14 protein-coding genes are annotated in these 15,833 nt (G+C 51.0%); 4 read left to right on the forward strand and 10 right to left on the reverse strand.

Going from position 1 to position 15,833, the window contains the following annotated elements:
* Nucleotides 1–98: 98 nt before the first annotated feature.
* From rhaM to kduI, 5 genes are all read right to left on the reverse strand, one after another.
* The gene (gene rhaM / locus HMPREF1548_RS07605) at nucleotides 99–410 is read right to left on the reverse strand and encodes an L-rhamnose mutarotase (protein ID WP_025490606.1); all 312 of its coding nucleotides are present in this window, start codon (nucleotides 408–410) and stop codon (nucleotides 99–101) included.
* Nucleotides 411–490: 80 nt separating this feature from the next.
* Nucleotides 491–2,278 carry a heparinase II/III family protein gene (locus HMPREF1548_RS07610; RefSeq protein WP_198168620.1) on the reverse strand — a complete coding sequence of 596 codons (1,788 nt, stop codon included), beginning with the start codon at nucleotides 2,276–2,278 and terminating at the stop codon, nucleotides 491–493.
* A 166-nt stretch (nucleotides 2,279–2,444) separates the two neighbouring features.
* A complete protein-coding gene (locus tag HMPREF1548_RS07615) occupies nucleotides 2,445–3,236 on the reverse strand; it encodes a DUF7402 domain-containing protein (RefSeq protein WP_035321544.1) in 792 nt (263 codons plus the stop codon).
* Between the two features lie 214 nt (nucleotides 3,237–3,450).
* Nucleotides 3,451–4,254: a gluconate 5-dehydrogenase gene (locus HMPREF1548_RS07620; protein WP_021635355.1), complete on the reverse strand. Its 804-nt coding sequence runs from the start codon at nucleotides 4,252–4,254 to the stop codon at nucleotides 3,451–3,453.
* Nucleotides 4,255–4,282: 28 nt separating this feature from the next.
* Nucleotides 4,283–5,146 carry a 5-dehydro-4-deoxy-D-glucuronate isomerase gene (gene kduI / locus HMPREF1548_RS07625; protein ID WP_021635356.1) on the reverse strand — a complete coding sequence of 288 codons (864 nt, stop codon included), beginning with the start codon at nucleotides 5,144–5,146 and terminating at the stop codon, nucleotides 4,283–4,285.
* Nucleotides 5,147–5,480: 334 nt separating this feature from the next.
* On the opposite strand from kduI, the gene HMPREF1548_RS07630 reads away from it, so the two are divergent.
* Nucleotides 5,481–6,344 (forward strand): helix-turn-helix transcriptional regulator, encoded by an 864-nt coding sequence (locus tag HMPREF1548_RS07630; RefSeq protein WP_025490604.1) that lies wholly within the window; start codon nucleotides 5,481–5,483, stop codon nucleotides 6,342–6,344.
* A gap of 5 nt (nucleotides 6,345–6,349) precedes the next feature.
* On the opposite strand, the gene HMPREF1548_RS07635 is transcribed toward HMPREF1548_RS07630, so the two are convergent.
* Nucleotides 6,350–8,071: an ABC transporter ATP-binding protein gene (locus HMPREF1548_RS07635; protein ID WP_021635360.1), complete on the reverse strand. Its 1,722-nt coding sequence runs from the start codon at nucleotides 8,069–8,071 to the stop codon at nucleotides 6,350–6,352.
* A gap of 264 nt (nucleotides 8,072–8,335) precedes the next feature.
* On the opposite strand from HMPREF1548_RS07635, the gene HMPREF1548_RS07640 reads away from it, so the two are divergent.
* Both HMPREF1548_RS07640 and trxA read left to right on the forward strand, forming a co-directional pair.
* Complete coding sequence (locus tag HMPREF1548_RS07640; RefSeq protein ID WP_021635362.1) at nucleotides 8,336–8,605, forward strand: DUF1905 domain-containing protein; 270 nt, start codon at nucleotides 8,336–8,338, stop codon at nucleotides 8,603–8,605.
* Between the two features lie 170 nt (nucleotides 8,606–8,775).
* Nucleotides 8,776–9,087: a thioredoxin gene (trxA, locus tag HMPREF1548_RS07645; RefSeq protein ID WP_025490601.1), complete on the forward strand. Its 312-nt coding sequence runs from the start codon at nucleotides 8,776–8,778 to the stop codon at nucleotides 9,085–9,087.
* Nucleotides 9,088–9,226: 139 nt separating this feature from the next.
* Here the strand turns inward: trxA and HMPREF1548_RS07650 are convergent, their stop codons facing one another.
* From HMPREF1548_RS07650 to HMPREF1548_RS07665, 4 genes are all read right to left on the reverse strand, one after another.
* Nucleotides 9,227–10,144 carry a glycoside hydrolase family 43 protein gene (locus HMPREF1548_RS07650; RefSeq protein ID WP_021635364.1) on the reverse strand — a complete coding sequence of 306 codons (918 nt, stop codon included), beginning with the start codon at nucleotides 10,142–10,144 and terminating at the stop codon, nucleotides 9,227–9,229.
* Between the two features lie 63 nt (nucleotides 10,145–10,207).
* The gene (locus HMPREF1548_RS07655) at nucleotides 10,208–11,185 is read right to left on the reverse strand and encodes an Rpn family recombination-promoting nuclease/putative transposase (protein ID WP_021635365.1); all 978 of its coding nucleotides are present in this window, start codon (nucleotides 11,183–11,185) and stop codon (nucleotides 10,208–10,210) included.
* Between the two features lie 375 nt (nucleotides 11,186–11,560).
* The gene (locus HMPREF1548_RS07660) at nucleotides 11,561–13,030 is read right to left on the reverse strand and encodes an alpha-glucosidase/alpha-galactosidase (RefSeq protein WP_021635366.1); all 1,470 of its coding nucleotides are present in this window, start codon (nucleotides 13,028–13,030) and stop codon (nucleotides 11,561–11,563) included.
* Between the two features lie 161 nt (nucleotides 13,031–13,191).
* A complete protein-coding gene (locus HMPREF1548_RS07665) occupies nucleotides 13,192–14,520 on the reverse strand; it encodes a glycoside hydrolase family 27 protein (RefSeq protein WP_025490597.1) in 1,329 nt (442 codons plus the stop codon).
* Between the two features lie 243 nt (nucleotides 14,521–14,763).
* Here HMPREF1548_RS07665 and HMPREF1548_RS07670 point away from each other — a divergent pair, with 243 nt between their 5' ends.
* A complete protein-coding gene (locus tag HMPREF1548_RS07670) occupies nucleotides 14,764–15,615 on the forward strand; it encodes a helix-turn-helix domain-containing protein (protein WP_021635369.1) in 852 nt (283 codons plus the stop codon).
* The last annotated feature ends 218 nt before the right edge of the window (nucleotides 15,616–15,833 follow it).

A 15,833-nucleotide genomic window follows, 5' to 3' on the forward strand; every position in this document is an offset into this window, starting at 1 on the left:
CACCGTCCCAGAGACGGCGGCGCGCCGGTTTCCTGCCGCCATGCGGTCAGGAAATGCAATCGGTCTTTTTTCATTCCAAGTTTACAGCCGGTGTTTCCTCAGTCCAGATGAAACACTGTCTGTAAGTCAATGCTCACCGGGCTGTTGTCAGGGTTTGTTTCCATGATATCAGCCATATAATCCCACCATTTTCTGTTGATGGCGGTATCTGCGCCTTTGGCCCAAAGCTCCTCGTCCTCTATCTCTATGTAACCAAACAGCGTCAGCGTTTCCTTATCCAGGAATATTGTATAGTTCTTTCCGCCATGCTCATGAATCATGTCCTTCATTTCCGGCCAGAGCAGGTTATGCCTTCTTTCATACTCCGCTTCCTGTCCTTCATACAGCTTCATTTTAAATCCTTTTACCATTTTTATGCCTCCTGCATATCGCAGGCCTGCCTGCGATACTGCCTTAATAAGTAGTTTAAAGGGAACTTGCCTGAAAAATATTACTTCAGGATTTTTTCCACACGGAACCTGCATGTTCTTTTTTCCGCGGCCGGATCTGCCGGCACATCCCAGCTGATGCAGTACACGTTTTCCTCCAGGCCCTTGTGGTTCATGTGCTTTTTCTGCTCCCAGCGGATGCTGCCTTCCAGCTCCTCCACCGTGATCAGGCATGCATATTTTTCACCTTCGATCCGTATGGTATTGCCTTTTGCAACGGGAACAAACTGCGTTACAAGGTTCTCACTCATGGGAACCGGCTCCGAAGACTCCGGCGCTCCCCCGGGCAGCTTTGCCGCCGTAAGGCAGTCCTCCACGTAAAGGGTTTCCATCGCACAGTCATAACGGAGCGTACGCGTAAGCTCCTTCACCTTATCATTTCCATAAGCGCCCGCAAAGGAAATGATGGTTTCTCCCCTGCCGTCCGCTTCAAAGCGGCTGCAGGAATATTCCCCGCCTTCCTTCTGTCCTTCGCCGTCAATCACCGGAACGCTGTGTCCAAAGGAATTATTGCAGAGGATCCGGTACCTGCCCTCATGAAAATATTCCTTCGTATACTCTCCCGCGCCCAGATCCGTCAGCAGCATTTCATCTCCCACAAGATAGAAAAAGCTTCCCACGTCATTGTGGTTGTGAGGCTCTCCGTTATTGCCGCCCTTGGCCGCCATACCGCCGCCGGAAGCGCCTTTGCAGATACTCCACTGGGCATCGGCAAGCACGTCGCAGCCGCGCTCCTCCCCGTTTTTCTCCGCCTGGGGAAGGGTGCCTTTTTCCGCCCGCTCCAGATACTGCTGTGTCCAGATCACATCCCTTAAGTTGGCCATAAAACGGTAGCAGCTGTCCCCGTCGAAGCCGCCCGCACAGGACACGGGAGGAATCTCCATCCCGGCATAACGCATGGCAAGGAAGCATGTCAGTCCCATCTTATATTTGTCCCTGCTGTCGCCGTCGGAAAAGCTGAGCGTCCTGCCTGACGGGAAAAAGCATTTCTGCTGGAAGAGGGCGATCTGCCTGCATTTTTCCTGATCCATCAGATCTGTCTTTCCTTCCGTATACCGGTAAAGCATATCGGCAAAACCGGTATAGTAGGTCATACCATATACGAAATAGCTCAATCCCTCCATACATGCGCCGTCATCGGAAAAACCGCCGATATAGGAACGAAGGGAACGCTCCAGACGCTCCAGCAGCGGCTGCAGCCGTTCCGGCTCCTCCTGCATCAGGGAGAGCGCCGCGCAGCCGATGCTGCCGCAGCATACCGCATTCCAGTTATTGTCGCCGCCTTCCCAGAAATTATATGGCGGCCGGGAATTCATAAAAGGCTCCAGGATACGGCGGAAAACATTGTCCCGTACCTTTTCCCGCAGGCTTTCCGGCAGCCGGTCTCCCACCAGGCTGATGATCTCAGCCAGAGCCTGGGCTGTTTCGGAGGCGAACAAATCCACGCGGATACGCCAGTCCGGATCACTGTCCCTCTCCACATGGGCGGGCAGCGCCCAGCATTCCTCTTCACAGATCCCATCCAGAACCTCTTCCAGCTTATGCAGGTATTCCGGCTTTCCTTCCAATATGGAAAGGCAGCCGAACACCGCCAGCATCTTGCGTCTGGTAAAATACACTTCTTCATAAATCAGCCGGTTCCCTGTCTTCTCATAAAGGGCAAACAGTTCCTCTCCGGCCACCGGCATGGGCTGATCCATCATCTCAGCCGCATGCGCTCTCATACATTCACAATAGGCCTTCAGATAGGCCTTTATCTCTTCTGTCCGCACCTGTTTCTGCTCTGTCATTTCTGCTCCCATCTGCGCACCGCAGCGCGTATATAACTAAAACCGCCCGCCGGTCAGGCCTCCGCAAGGTTGCATCCGGCAGCCGGCGTTTTTTCCGACAGCCGGACGGCTTTCATTCAGCATCCGAAGGTTCTTTTTCCGGCTTTCCCTCTGTATCAGGCGCGCGTCAGTTGCCTGCGGCCTCTTTGCCGTACACCTCGATCTGTGTCAGAGCCGGGAAGGGAGACGGATCATCCGCTTTGATTAAGTCGCCCATTTCCAGCCAGGTAATGGTTTTCTTTTCAAAAGTAAAGGTATGGGGAAGCACCGATTTTTCCATGGGAAGCTGCATTTCGCTTCCGTCTGAAAATGTGATTTTCCCGTCCACCCACCAGTTGTCGTGGGGAAAATCTGCCCTGGTATACAAAACAATAGTATCCACCTCAACCGGACGGCCGAAATCCAGACGGATCCTGGCGTCATCCTGACGGTTAATTCCCCAGGAGGCATAGGGCCACGCCCCATGGGAACGGTTTTCCGTCACGCCGTCAATGGCATTCATCGCCGCAAAAACGGACTCTCCCCTTGTTTCCACATTGGCAGAAGCCCTGGGATAGCAGACCTCATTGCCGTGCTGGTCATTTACATTCAGCGCCAGATTGCGGTAGGCGCCGATTTCATAAGCCCTGGCCTTTTTCACACACAGAAGGTGCCTGTCCCCGGAAAACACCTTGGGGGAATAGCAGATTCTTTTTTCACCGAAGGGGATGGTATATTCATAAGTATCCGTCAGGTAAACCAGGGATTTTCCCAGCGCATCATCCACCTGAAGCCAGAGGAAGCAGTTTTTCTCCGTGGTCTCCACCAGGATTTTATCCCCCTCCTCATATGCACTCAGCACGGCCAGGCTGGTTTCCTCTTCCCCGCTGCTCATGCATTTTACCTGCCGGTCTTTATCGATCACTTTTAATGTCAGCAAGATTTTTCCCTCCTAAATCAAGAAAAACGGCAGAAGCCGCAACGATCCGGATAACCGGACTGTTGCGGATATCCGGCCATTTCAAAATCGCTGCGCGATAGGCCGGATGCTTGCTGCCGCCATGTTTTTATACGATACGCGTAACTGTCCCGCAGCTTACCCTGATGCTTGCTGTGTCTTCTTGCCGGGACAGTCTGCCGGGGCTATAGGGTGCTTACTGGGGCTGTTTTCCGATGTAAGCCAGGATACCGCCGTCTACGTAAAGTACATGTCCGTTTACGAAGTTGGAAGCATCGGATGCCAGGAATACAGCAGGTCCCTGCAGATCTGCGGTGTCTCCCCAACGTGCGGCAGGAGTCTTTGCAATAATGAACTGATCGAAGGGATGTCTGCTTCCATCAGGCTGGATTTCACGCAGCGGCGCAGTCTGGGGTGTGGCAATATAGCCGGGCCCGATGCCGTTGCACTGAATGTTGTATTCGCCATATTCGGATGCAATATTTCTGGTGAGCATCTTCAGACCGCCCTTGGCAGCCGCATAAGCGGAAACGGTTTCACGGCCCAGCTCGCTCATCATGGAGCAGATGTTGATAATCTTGCCGTGGCCCTTCTTAATCATGCCGGGGATTACGGCCTTGGATACGATGAAAGGAGCATTTAAGTCCACGTCGATTACCTGACGGAACTGATCAGCGGACATCTCCAGCATGGGGATACGTTTGATGATACCTGCATTGTTTACCAGGATATCGATTACGCCCACTTCTTCTTCAATCTTCTTAACCATTTCCGTTACCGCTTCTTCATTGGTAACATCGCACACATAGCCGTGTGCTTCGATTCCCTCTTCCTTGTAAGCGGCCACTCCCTTGTCCACCAGCTCCTGCTTGATATCGTTGAAAACGATGGTCGCGCCGGCCTGGGCATAAGCGGTTGCAATCGCAAAACCGATGCCGTAGGATGCGCCTGTAACGAGAGCTACCTTGCCTTCCAGTGAAAAATCATTCAAAATTCCCATTTTTGTTTCCTCCTTATATGAAATAAAATTACATCAGTTCCGTCATTTTAACGCCGTCCATATCGTCGAAATCCTGATTCTCCCCGACCATGCCCCAGATAAAGGTATAGGCCCTGGAACCGCTGCCGGAATGGATGGACCAGCTGGGTGAAATCACCGCTTCTTCATTTCTTACCACAATATGTCTTGTTTCTGTGGGTTCTCCCATGTAATGCATCACGAAAGCATCCTCGGGAAGATCAAAATAGAGGTAAACCTCCATCCTTCTGTCATGGGTATGGCAGGGCATGGTATTCCATACGCTGCCCGGTTTCAGGGAGGTCATTCCCATTACCAGCTGACAGCTCTCTACCTGGCCGGGAAGAATGTATTTGCAGATAACTCTGTGATTGGATTCCTCCAGGCTGCCCAGTTCCACCTTATTTTCATCCTTAATGATGACCACGCCGTCTTCCGGTGTGCCTTCCCGCTTAATCAGCACGGTGGGGTAGGTTGTATGCGCGGGAGCGCTGTTTAAATAAAATTTTGCAGGATTTCCTGCATCTACGCTTTCAAAGCTGATGTCCCTGGAACCCATGCCTATGTACATGCCTTCTCTGGAAGCCACTTCATAAACTCTGCCGTCAACGGTAATTCTTCCTGCGCCGCCGATATTGATAACGCCCAGCTCTCTTCTCTGCAGGAAATATTCCGCACGAAGCTCGTCTCCTGCCGTAAGCTCCAGCTTCTTTGCAACCGGAGTTGCCGTTCCCGTAATAATACGGTCAATGTGGCTGTATACCAGCTTGATTTCATCTGCCGGGAAAAGCCCCTGAATCAGGAATTCCTCACGCAGTCTTTCTGTTGTGTAATGCTTTACGTCTCTGGGTGATGATGCCGTTCTTAATTCCATTTCTGCTCCCTTCCGCCCGCTTCATCGGGCATGCGGCTGCGCCGCCTGCAGGCAAAAGGCTGGATGCCGCCATTACCGCTTGCACCTTCAGCCATTTTTGCCCTGTTCCGTCATTTCCAACTGCCTTAACTGCATTTATCATATCATGCTTTATATTCCGGTTCTTGTGTTATTTTCTTTAAAATCTTGCTTATTCTGAACTTATGTCGTATACTGTACAAAAAGGATATTTTTCCTGTAACTATATGCCGCAGATTTACCATAGCGCCGGCTGATTTTCAGGAAAAACAAGGGTTCTTTTACTAAATCAGAGAAAGGATAAAGCGAACACATTATGAAAGAATACAGCTCCTGCAAATCAGCCATTCAGTCCTGCATAGAGAACAAAAGTTTTGCGGTAGCCCACCTGTATAATGATGAGAGACCTATGGATATGCATATCCATGACTGCTATGAGATCTATTATTCCATCTCAGGAGGCAAGCAGTTTCTCATTGACAACCGCTTCTACGATATTCAGCCTGGGGATATTTTTTTTATTAACCAATATGAAAGCCATTACCTGTCCCAGATTGATCAGGCTGTCCATGAACGGATTGTCCTGTCGATTTATCCTGATTTCGTTAAAAGCATTTCCTCCCAGGCAACGGATCTGAATACCTGCTTCCACTACCGCGGCAGCGAGGTTTCCCACAAGCTCCATCTTTCTGAAGAGGAGCAGAACCGTTTCCGTTATTTTATACATAAGCTTACGGGCTTTTCCGGCTTTGGCTCCGATCTGGAGGAAAGGGCCGTTTTTACAGAGCTCATGGTGTTCCTGAACCGTATTTTCTACAGCAAAAGCAAATCCGGTGAGCTGCCGCTTGATGCAGCGGCATACCATACACAAGTGGACGACATTCTTACCTTTATCAACCAGAACATTGATTCCCAGCTGAGCATAGACGATCTGTCCTCCCATTTTTACCTGAGCAGCTCCTATCTGTGCCGTATTTTCAAAGCTGCCACAGGCACTACCATCAACAAATATATTACCGCCAAGCGTATTACGGTGGCCAAATCCCTGCTCAGCACCGGTTATTCCGTCACGGAAACGTGCGAGAGGTGCGGCTTTAACGATTACAGCAATTTTCTTAAGGCCTTTACGAAGGCTGTGGGGATTTCACCCAAAAAGTATGCGCAGTGTTCGGCCAGCTGATGGGCTTATTGGGTGTTCTGCATGCGGTAGTAGGTGCCTTTTTGAGCCATCAGCTGGTCGTGGGTGCCGCGTTCTATTATTTCACCTTCCTGAATTACGAGTATTAAGTCGGCATTGCGGATGGTGGAGAGGCGGTGGGCTATGGCTATGATGGTGCGTTTGCCTGTGATGCGGTTGATGGCTTTCTGGATCTGGCGTTCGGTTTCCACGTCTACTGAGGCAGTCGCTTCATCGAGGATGATAATGGGGGACTGGCGCAGGATAGCTCTTGCTATGGCTACGCGTTGTTTTTGTCCGCCAGAGAGGCGCAGACCTCTTTCTCCTACTTTTGTTTCATAACGGTCGGGCATGTGCATGATGTCTTCATGGATGTTGGCGGCTTTTGCGGCTTCTTCGATCTCCTCCCGGGTGGCGTCCGGTTTTGCATAGCCGATATTATCGGCGATGGTGCCGTTGAAGAGGAACGTGTCCTGGAGCACGGGGGAAATGTTGCGGCGGAGGCTTTGGAGAGTGACGTTTTTAATATCCTTGCCGTCTATGAGAATCCGGCCTCCCACCGGATCATAAAACCGGGACAGAAGCTGTGTCATGGTTGTTTTTCCCACGCCGGTGGGGCCGACCAATGCCACCATCATGCCGGGTTCGCAGGAAAAAGATACTTTTTTGAGCACCGGTATTTTATTGGCATAGTGAAAGCTCACATCTTCGAAGGTAATGCTTCCCTGGGCCTTTCCCAGATCCTCTGCCTCCGGTGCATCCTGAATGGCTGAGGGCGTATCCAGAATCAGGGTGACACGTTCCGCTCCGGCCAGCGACTGCTGCAGATTTTCCAGCAGATTGGCAAGTCCTGAAACCGGCGCGTAAAACAGGGAGAGGTACAGCATGAAGGCAACGATGTCTTCTACGGAAAGCTGCCCCCGGTACGCCAGCACGCCTCCGAAAAATACCACGAGCACAGTACCTACAGAGGACAGAAATTCCACGCTGGGGTGGAATACGGCGCTGGCGCGCAGCGCGCGGAGCATGGCGCGTACCTGTTCAAAGTTTTTCTTTTTTACCTGTTCATCTTCGAATTCTTCCTGGCCGAAGGACTGGATCTCATGCAGGCCGGAAAGGTTATCCTGGATCTTGGCATTCAGTTCACCCATGCATTTCTGGGAAGCCTTGAAGAAAGGGCGCACTTTCTTGGCAAAAATTACGCCGGAAAAGAGAATCAGCGGAATCGGGCAGCAGGTAATCAGCGCCAGCTTCCAGTTTATCATAAGAAGAATGATGAGGACGCCCGCAAAGGTCACCAGGTTGGTGATCATTTCAGGTATCATATGCGCATAAAGCAGTTCAAAATCCCTGGTGTCATTTACTACCCTGCTCATCAGATCTCCGGTCTGCTTATCATGGAAGAAGCCCAGATCCAGATGCTGCAGCTTGTCATACATCCTGCTGCGCAGATCCCCTACCAGGTACCAGGCAGCTTTATGCGCCAGATAATTGCTTAAAAACCGGAAAGCTATCCGCAGCAGATAGAGTCCCAGCAAAATCAGCGTCAGCTTCGTAATTATGGAGAAGGACGTATTTTCCAGCCCCTTTTCCACTACGCCGGTCATGGTTGACAGTACCTTGGGCGCCGCCAGATTCACCGCGGTCAGACAGAGCGTGGACACGATAGCCAAAATATAAAGTCCCTTGTATCTCGCCGCTTCCTTTGTCAGCTTCCATAGCATTTTCATTGATATTTTCCCCCTTTATCTGTTATGTCTGTTTTGTTTTGATTTATCTAAAGGATTTCAGATTACTATTAAGTATAACGCCATTCTGCATTGGTGAAAAGAAGAAATCAGATTTCTTTTTCGTTTTTTCTGTTATGCGTTTTTTTCCGGACATTGCTCTTGACGGCTGTTACGCCGGCGGATCGGTATTCCGGCAGAAACAGGCGGGAATACTTACTTATACCAGCCTGGTTTGGGGTGAAACGATGGGAAAAGGAGAGTCTTATGAATGAAAAAAAATATGAATTTGATGCGGTAATTAAAAAGGTCCCTGACATAGACGGCGCTTATGTGGAATTTCCCTTTGATGTGCGGCAGGAATTTGGAAGGGGGCGTGTCAAGGTTCATGCCCTTTTTGACGGGGCGGCCTATGATGGCAGTCTGGTGCGCATGCAGACGCCGGGACATATTATTGGACTAAGGAAGGATATCCGGAGCCTGATTGGAAAACAGCCGGGAGATACGGTACATGTTGTGATTACGGAACGGGAATGAAAGGGATAATTTTGTTATCTCTCCCATTTTATCCGTTATGTGACATCGTCACGGAAGTTTACGCATATAACAGTTAAAATAAGACCATGAAGTAAAAACACCCGTAACTGTTGGGGTTCGGAACAGTTATGGGCACATTAACAATTATAAGCGTAAAAGGAGTGAATGATATGTCAGTAACAAACATCACATCAGACAATTTTCATAAAGAGGTACTTGAGTCCGAAAAGCCCGTGCTGCTGGATTTCTGGGCGCCCTGGTGCGGCCCCTGCCGCATGTTTTCGCCCACGGTGGATTCTGTGGCCGAGGAGCGTGAGGATATCAAGGTCGGGAAAATCAATATTGATGAAAACATCGAGCTGGCAAACCAATTCGGTGTGGCCAGCATCCCCACTCTTGTCCTTGTGCAGAATGGAAGGAAAAAAGCGGCCAGCGTAGGCCTTCGTTCCAAAAAGGATGTTTTAAAAATGCTGGATGCCTGAGCGGCTGCCCTGGCAGGCTCCCGCCCGGAGGTCATCCAGTCATGATGCTTTGCCGATAAATCAAAGCCTTGCTTTGCAGCCGGTAAAAGGCTGGAAAGCAAGGTCTTTTTATCTTTGAAGCAACACGCCTGAAGGCTTTTTATTTTCCCCACTTGCCTTCCAGCGCCTGAAATTCCTCTTCCGTCAGGTTAAGCACGCTGCCATGTCTCTTTTTGCTCTTTCCCAAATCGTATTCCGATTCCTCCGGGATTCTGAATTCGCCGCTCCCGAAATCCGGGCTGAACAGGGGAAGATAGCCTTTTCCCTCCGCAAAACGATCCACAAGGACACACCATTCCTCTCTGTCGTTAAACCGGAAGGATGCGGGTCCTTCTACGCCGGCCAGCGCGTTCAGCACCGGCGCGTACACCTCCGTAAAGCTGTCCTTATCCAGGCTTCTGCTTTTTTCCAGGCGGATATTTTTCTCGGTTTCATCTTTGGAGAATCTGTAATAATAATCCCCGGCTTTTAATATCGTGGTGTCAATGATATGGTTTTCACCCTCCTGATATTTGACAGGCTCCGTAAAGGTATGGAAGTCCGTCGTATAGGAAGCGTAAATGCGCTGCTTTGATTCCGTGTCGCCCGGTTCCTTCACCTTGGAAGCCCAGAATACAAGGAAGGCCTGCTTCTTTTCATCAAAAATTGCTTCCGGCGCCCAGACGCAGCCGGCCTCCGGGATTCCAACCTCCGCGCAGAACGGGCCGTCCCAGTTCACCATATCCTCCGACTCCCACACAATCAGGTTCCTGCTGCCTTCTTCCTGTGCAGCCGTCCAGCCTTTTCCTGCTTCGATCCGAAGATCCGTAGCGATAATCACGTATTTTCCGTTCAGAGGATTCCTGAGGATAAAAGGATCTCTCACGCCCGCCTCTCCGATATCCGAAACCAGGACCGGCTTTCCTTCATTCAAATCCATCCAGTGCAGCCCGTCCCTGCTCAGCGCAAAATAAATCTGCTCTCCCAGCTTTTCCTCTCCTGTAAAATGTACGAACAAATATCCTGTGTATGCTGCCATAATTCTTCCTTTCTCTCATGCCGTCAAAGCGGCTGTTGCTGTTTATACTTTTTATTAAGGCCGTTACAGCCCGTATTTTCTGTACAGCCGGCTCCGCAGGGATGCGTCCTCAGCCACACGCAGGATGTCCGTAAAGCGTTCTTCCTCTCCCAGCCGCTGTATCAGCTGCGCCAGGCGGTTTTCCCCTTTTTTCATCCCACGCCTTTCTCCGCGTCTTTCTCCTCGTCTTTCTCCGCGTTCCTCACCGATTTTAATTCCTTCCTTACGGCAGTCGTCCATCCATTCGTCAAAAGCTCTGCACATATCGATGCGTCCTCCTTCCCTGTTTTCCCTGATATATTTCTCCAGCCTCCGGGAATTGGTGCAGTTTACTATCACCGCGAATCCCCTTTCTGTCATGCGTGTGAAGGCATCCCTGTTGGCATTCACAAAAGCGCACATGGCAGCTTTATCATCCACTCTCTGCAAAATACCCATCACCTCCCGCAGCTCAGTACGGAACAGTTCGATATCCAAATCCTTTCTTACCGAGAGCCGCGTCAACGGATAATCCGGCACCATATCCAACAGCCATTGGGCGGCGCCTCCGAATTCCAGCATATCATGCAGCCTGTCCGGATAATCCCATTCGTCACCGCCATAATACAGGACGAGCGTAAAAACCGGAATCAGACGGTCCTCTTCCCCAAAACGGGAAAGCCCTGTCTTTTCTTTATGTACTGCGGCAATTGCCTTTATCTGCCGCTCGTATTCATCCGCATCATAACGCATACAGCGTACAGGCATCCGGCAGTCCGGGTTCTCCTGGTTTTCTACGGCCAGCACTGCGGCCGGGCGGTGTCTGTAAAACAGCTTCTTTGTATCCCGAATCCTTTTTCCCGGCTTTCCGCTCCTGCTTTCGGTGCCCTGCACACTGTCCATGGGCAGAAGCTCCTCCGGGCGGATTTCCTGTCTCCCCCGGAAAAAGCAGCCATTGAGCAGATCTGCAAAGATATGCGGATCTCCCAGAAATTCATTCAGGGTAATGTCTTTTTTCCCCATTCGTTTCTCCTACATATTATAAACTTTTGTGCGTGAAATATCAATCATTTTTCAGTTGTGGTCCAGAGGTTACAAACCGGACCGAACTGTTACAGTTCAGCCTGGCCACCCTGTAACTGCATCAAAAAAATGATTTCTTTTGACTGGCTTATGCCTGGGGAAACACCTGAGAGAGCTCTCGGGATTTTTCAAGATTAACTCACTTAATTTCGTTTATGATATAGAATAGCAAAATTTGTGGGAGAGGGCAAGTTTTTTCAAGCTTTTTTACTTATTTTTAACTGTTACGAAGCAGGATGTCAACTGTAACCCTGAAAGCGGCAGGGGCAGCCCGCATAACTGACGGTTCTGCTCCCTGCCGTAAATTTTGATTGTTTACTCCGCCGTAATCGTCCTGCTTTCCCTTTCCGCTGAAATTTCTTCCACGGTTTTTTCACGGATTCTTACAGCTCCCTGATATCCGTCTTTTGTGGGAATCAGATCGCCTTTGGCAAAGCGTTCCTTGGCCTCTGCGATGGCCTGGGTATACTGGGGCAGCCATTCCGCTTCCGCGATCAGCATTTCATCTATCATCTGCCAGATTTCCGGAGGGTTGCACACGGCTCCGGTCAGAGGATCCATGAGGGCGGCCTGCTTCAGAAGCTTCACATCGCCCGCCACCGCTGCTTCTACGGCCAGACGCTGTACCCATATGGACTGGGAACAAACGGCGGCACAGCCCAGGGGCAGATCCCCCAGCTTGGGAACGGAGATTCCGTTGCCGTCCACATAGCAGGGAACTTCAACCACACACTCATAAGGCAGGTTGGTAATGCAGCCTTCGTTCATGATATTAAAATGGCCCCTGTATTTTCTGCCGGTTTCCAGGGACTCCATGATGTAGGAGCAGTGCTCCTTTCCCCTCTGGCTGCCGTCGTATTTTTTGGGAGGCTCTGCTGCAATCTTGGGGTATTCCGTTTCAAACCAGTTGCGTTCCTCTCTGGTAACGCGCAGATAGCCGCCGGTTTCTCCATTGATCCAGCTGTCCGTATTGATCCAGTCCTTGATTTCATCCGGACGCTTCCGGTACCATGCCACATATTCGGATAAATGGCCGTTGGATTCGGTGGAATAATAGCCGAAGCGTTTCAGGATATCAATTCTGACCTTCTCCTCTTCGCTGAAGCGTTCATGGGCCTCAAAACCGGCAAGCAGCTTATCCTTCAGCTCCACGCCTTTATGCTTTACGCTCACATACCAGGTCTGATGGTTGATGCCGGCGCAGGTGATGTCCAGCTCCTCCCTGGGGATTCCCAGGACCTCGGCAATCTGGCTCTCGCCGTGAATCTCACCGTGGCACAGGCCGATGGTTTTGACCCCGCCGTATTTATTGCATGCCCAGGTGGCCATGGCGTTGGGATTGGAGTAATTAAGCATAATTGCCCCCGGCTCCGCCACTTCCCTGATATCCTTACAGAAATTCAGCATTTCAGCGATAACGCGCTGTCCGTACATGATGCCGCCGGTGCAGAGGGTATCGCCCACACACTGATCCACACCGTATTTCAACGGAATGTCCACATCCATTTCAAAAGCGGGCAGGCCCCCGATGCGGACGCAGTTGATAATATATCTGGCGCCGCGGAAGGCTTCCCTTCTGTCTGTTGTGGCCTGAATGGTAATCGGGATATTGTTGCTGTCCAAATCCCGCTGGCACAGACGGGTTACCTTATCCAGATTGTCCGGATTGATATCCGTAAAGGCCACCTCAATGTCATGAAATTCCGGTACGGACATGATATCCGTAAATAATGTCCTGGCAAAAACCAGGCTTCCCGCCCCAATCACTGCAATTTTAAAGCTCATAATACTTCCCCTTTCCTGATGTCAGCAGTATCGCTGTTCATGTGCAAAAACAGGAATCCGGATGAACCACATAAAATAACGGGTTCCTTCCTCCCTGCGCTGTTTTTACAGCCGGTCCGGCAGGCGTTCACCTGCCGGGCAATTGCCTTATTCCCTTATTTTCAGGCTCTGCGGATACAGAAAAGCTTCGCGCCATGTGCCTTCACAACGCTGGAAATCACGCTTCCCCTGCTTTGCTGCACTTCTCCGGTCCAAAGCTCCTCCATCACAAGCTCCTGATCCAAATCAGGAACCTCCGCGGATACGGCGGCATACACATCCTCCGTCTTTACGCCGACTTCCTTTTCTTCATCGTTGAAATTAAACAGCGCGGCATAAACGGCATCCTCTCCGTTTTTCCTGCTGGCCCATACCGCATGCACGCCGTCCCGTTCCACCTGTACGCCATGGTACTCCGATCCCATAAGCGCCAGCACCCTTTCATTGGTGAGCAGGGAAAGCGTCCATTCGTCCAGCTTGGGCATTTCCGCGCCCAGCATCAGGGGCGAACGGAAGATGCACCACAGGGTCATCATGGTCACCTGCTCTTCCTTTGTAAAATTGGTCTGCCTTTCTTCACCGAAGCCCTTGCCCAGCCAGCCCAACGGCAGCATGTCGCAGTCCGGATAGCAGCCCTGTGTCACGTGGTTCTGCCACAGCTCGCAGCGGTAGAACATGTTCAGGAGAAGTTCCCATTTATCCCAGAAATCATCGGTAATACGCCACATATTGGCATACTTCTCATAATGCCATGCCTTCTCAATCAGCGCAGGGCCGGGAGAAAGACTGAGAACGATGGAACGGCCGCATTTTTCAATGGCCTTGTGGAGCATTTCGATCTCATGGGCGGCCGAATACTGGTTTTCCCGATAAATACTGGTGTTGCAGATGTCGTCACATTTGATATAATCCACTCCCCACTGGGCATACAGCGCAAGCAGGGAATCGTAGTAAGCCTGGCTGCCCTCCATATCCTTTCTCAGGCCGTACATATCCGGATTCCAGCCGCAGATGGAAGAAGGATTGGCAACCTCGTCCGCTGTCTGGCTGCTTCCCAGCACCGGCAGATGGTTCTGTGCGGCCGCACGGGGAATCCCCCTCATAATATGAATGCCGAATTTCAGGCCCAGGCCGTGTATGTAATCCGCCAGAGGCTTAAAGCCCGCCCCGTCCGCAGCGGAAGGGAAACGCTCCGGGCAGGGAAGGAGCCTTCCGTATTCATCCATTTCCAGCTTGCTGAAGGGGATATACTGATGCTTATCGCGCATGCTTCCCGCCCCATAGGCATACCACTGGATGTCCACAACGATGTACTCCCAGCCGTACTGCTTCAAATGAGCCGCCATATAGTCGGCATTGGCCTTCACCTGTTCTTCATTCACCGTGGTATCATAGTAGTCATAGCTGTTCCAGCCCATGGGCGGCGTCATGGCAAACCTGTTTTTATCCATTATCAAATCCTCCTTGTTTTGCGGAGCAAAATGCGAGCCCTCTGGCGAGCAGAGGATTTTCCTCCTAAGTTTTGCGGAGCAAAATGCGAGTCCTCTGGCAAGCAGAGGAATTTTCTCCTGCATGGTATTTTTTTGACACCGGAAATTATTGTTCTGTTTTCATTGTCTTTCCTGTCTGACTTGATTATAATATTCCCATATTGACAGCACAAGAATAAAAAAACGATAACGGAGGGTAATTTTTTGACCTTACAAACTTATGGAACCTTCGGCTTCCTCAATCCGGGGCAATTGGCGGAGGAACCGCTTATGCTTCTGGATTTCGGCATCGAAAAAAGGCAGTCCGAGAAGTATGATTTCTATAATGACGACCGGGATTATGACGGCTTTCTGTTTCAGTATACCTTTCAGGGGGAGGGGGTTTTTGAGACGGAGGAGGGCAGCCGCAGGCTTTCCGCCGGCACCGCCTTTTTCTCCTGTATCCCGGAAAAAAGCAGGTACTATCTGCCTGCGGGAGAACCGGAAAACCGGTGGGAATATCTGTATGTGCATTTTCAGGGCCCGGCAGCCGTTCCTTTTTTCCGGAAAATAAGAGACAGCTTCGGCCCGGTAGTTACGGTTCCCGCGGACAGCTTTCCAATACAGCTGTGGCTGAACCTGCACGAGGATATGACAAATGGCCGTCAGCTGCGGCGGTATGAGGGCGGAGATCTGGTTTACCGCTTTCTGTCTTCGCTGCTGCGGACCCTGGAGGAACCGCAGCGGCCTGCGCTGACGTCCTGTGTGGAGGAAAGCATCCGCTACATGAAAGAGCATTTCCCGGAGCATTTTTCCATAGAGGAGCTGGCGGCGTACAAGGGGCTTTCCTCCGCCTATTTCACCCGGCTTTTTACCAAGGAAACCGGGCAGTCCCCGGTCAGATATCTGACCGGGCTGCGGCTTTCCCATGCGCTGTCCCTGCTTCTGAACACCACCATGCCCGTGGAAGCAGTGGCCCGGGACTGCGGTTTCTCCTGCGGGAATTATTTCTGTAAGGTGTTCCGCAGGGCATCCGGCTGCACGCCTGCCGAATACCGGCGGCGCTATGGGGGCTGACCGGCTGCGGGCGTCACACATCCTCCCTGCAATGCCTGTTTTTTATGCCGCACAGAAACGGAAGTCGCTAAAAGATAAAAAGAAGCATCTTATCTCCATTGTTTTCCGGCAGATTTTATTTATACTTGGTTAGAGCGTGATTAAAAATTACGTGGGAAAACGGCGGGTAAAAACACTGCCGCCGGCATCAAATCAAAGACCCCGCTGCAAGCAACGGG

The organism is Clostridium sp. KLE 1755 (assembly GCF_000466465.2).
GTDB classification, from domain to species: Bacteria; Bacillota; Clostridia; order Lachnospirales; family Lachnospiraceae; genus Eisenbergiella; species Eisenbergiella porci.

What these genes read in the sequence shown, in the direction of transcription:
- HMPREF1548_RS07630 (WP_025490604.1), top strand. Translation starts at nt 5,481, where the DNA reads ATGAAAGAATACAGCTCCTGCAAATCAGCCATTCAGTCCTGCATAGAG.
- kduI (WP_021635356.1), bottom strand. Translation starts at nt 5,146, where the DNA reads ATGGAATTAAGAACGGCATCATCACCCAGAGACGTAAAGCATTACACA.
- HMPREF1548_RS07610 (WP_198168620.1), bottom strand. Translation starts at nt 2,278, where the DNA reads ATGACAGAGCAGAAACAGGTGCGGACAGAAGAGATAAAGGCCTATCTG.
- HMPREF1548_RS07665 (WP_025490597.1), bottom strand. Translation starts at nt 14,520, where the DNA reads ATGGATAAAAACAGGTTTGCCATGACGCCGCCCATGGGCTGGAACAGC.
- trxA (WP_025490601.1), top strand. Translation starts at nt 8,776, where the DNA reads ATGTCAGTAACAAACATCACATCAGACAATTTTCATAAAGAGGTACTT.
- rhaM (WP_025490606.1), bottom strand. Translation starts at nt 410, where the DNA reads ATGGTAAAAGGATTTAAAATGAAGCTGTATGAAGGACAGGAAGCGGAG.
- HMPREF1548_RS07635 (WP_021635360.1), bottom strand. Translation starts at nt 8,071, where the DNA reads ATGAAAATGCTATGGAAGCTGACAAAGGAAGCGGCGAGATACAAGGGA.
- HMPREF1548_RS07620 (WP_021635355.1), bottom strand. Translation starts at nt 4,254, where the DNA reads ATGGGAATTTTGAATGATTTTTCACTGGAAGGCAAGGTAGCTCTCGTT.
- HMPREF1548_RS07660 (WP_021635366.1), bottom strand. Translation starts at nt 13,030, where the DNA reads ATGAGCTTTAAAATTGCAGTGATTGGGGCGGGAAGCCTGGTTTTTGCC.
- HMPREF1548_RS07655 (WP_021635365.1), bottom strand. Translation starts at nt 11,185, where the DNA reads ATGGGGAAAAAAGACATTACCCTGAATGAATTTCTGGGAGATCCGCAT.
- HMPREF1548_RS07640 (WP_021635362.1), top strand. Translation starts at nt 8,336, where the DNA reads ATGAATGAAAAAAAATATGAATTTGATGCGGTAATTAAAAAGGTCCCT.
- HMPREF1548_RS07650 (WP_021635364.1), bottom strand. Translation starts at nt 10,144, where the DNA reads ATGGCAGCATACACAGGATATTTGTTCGTACATTTTACAGGAGAGGAA.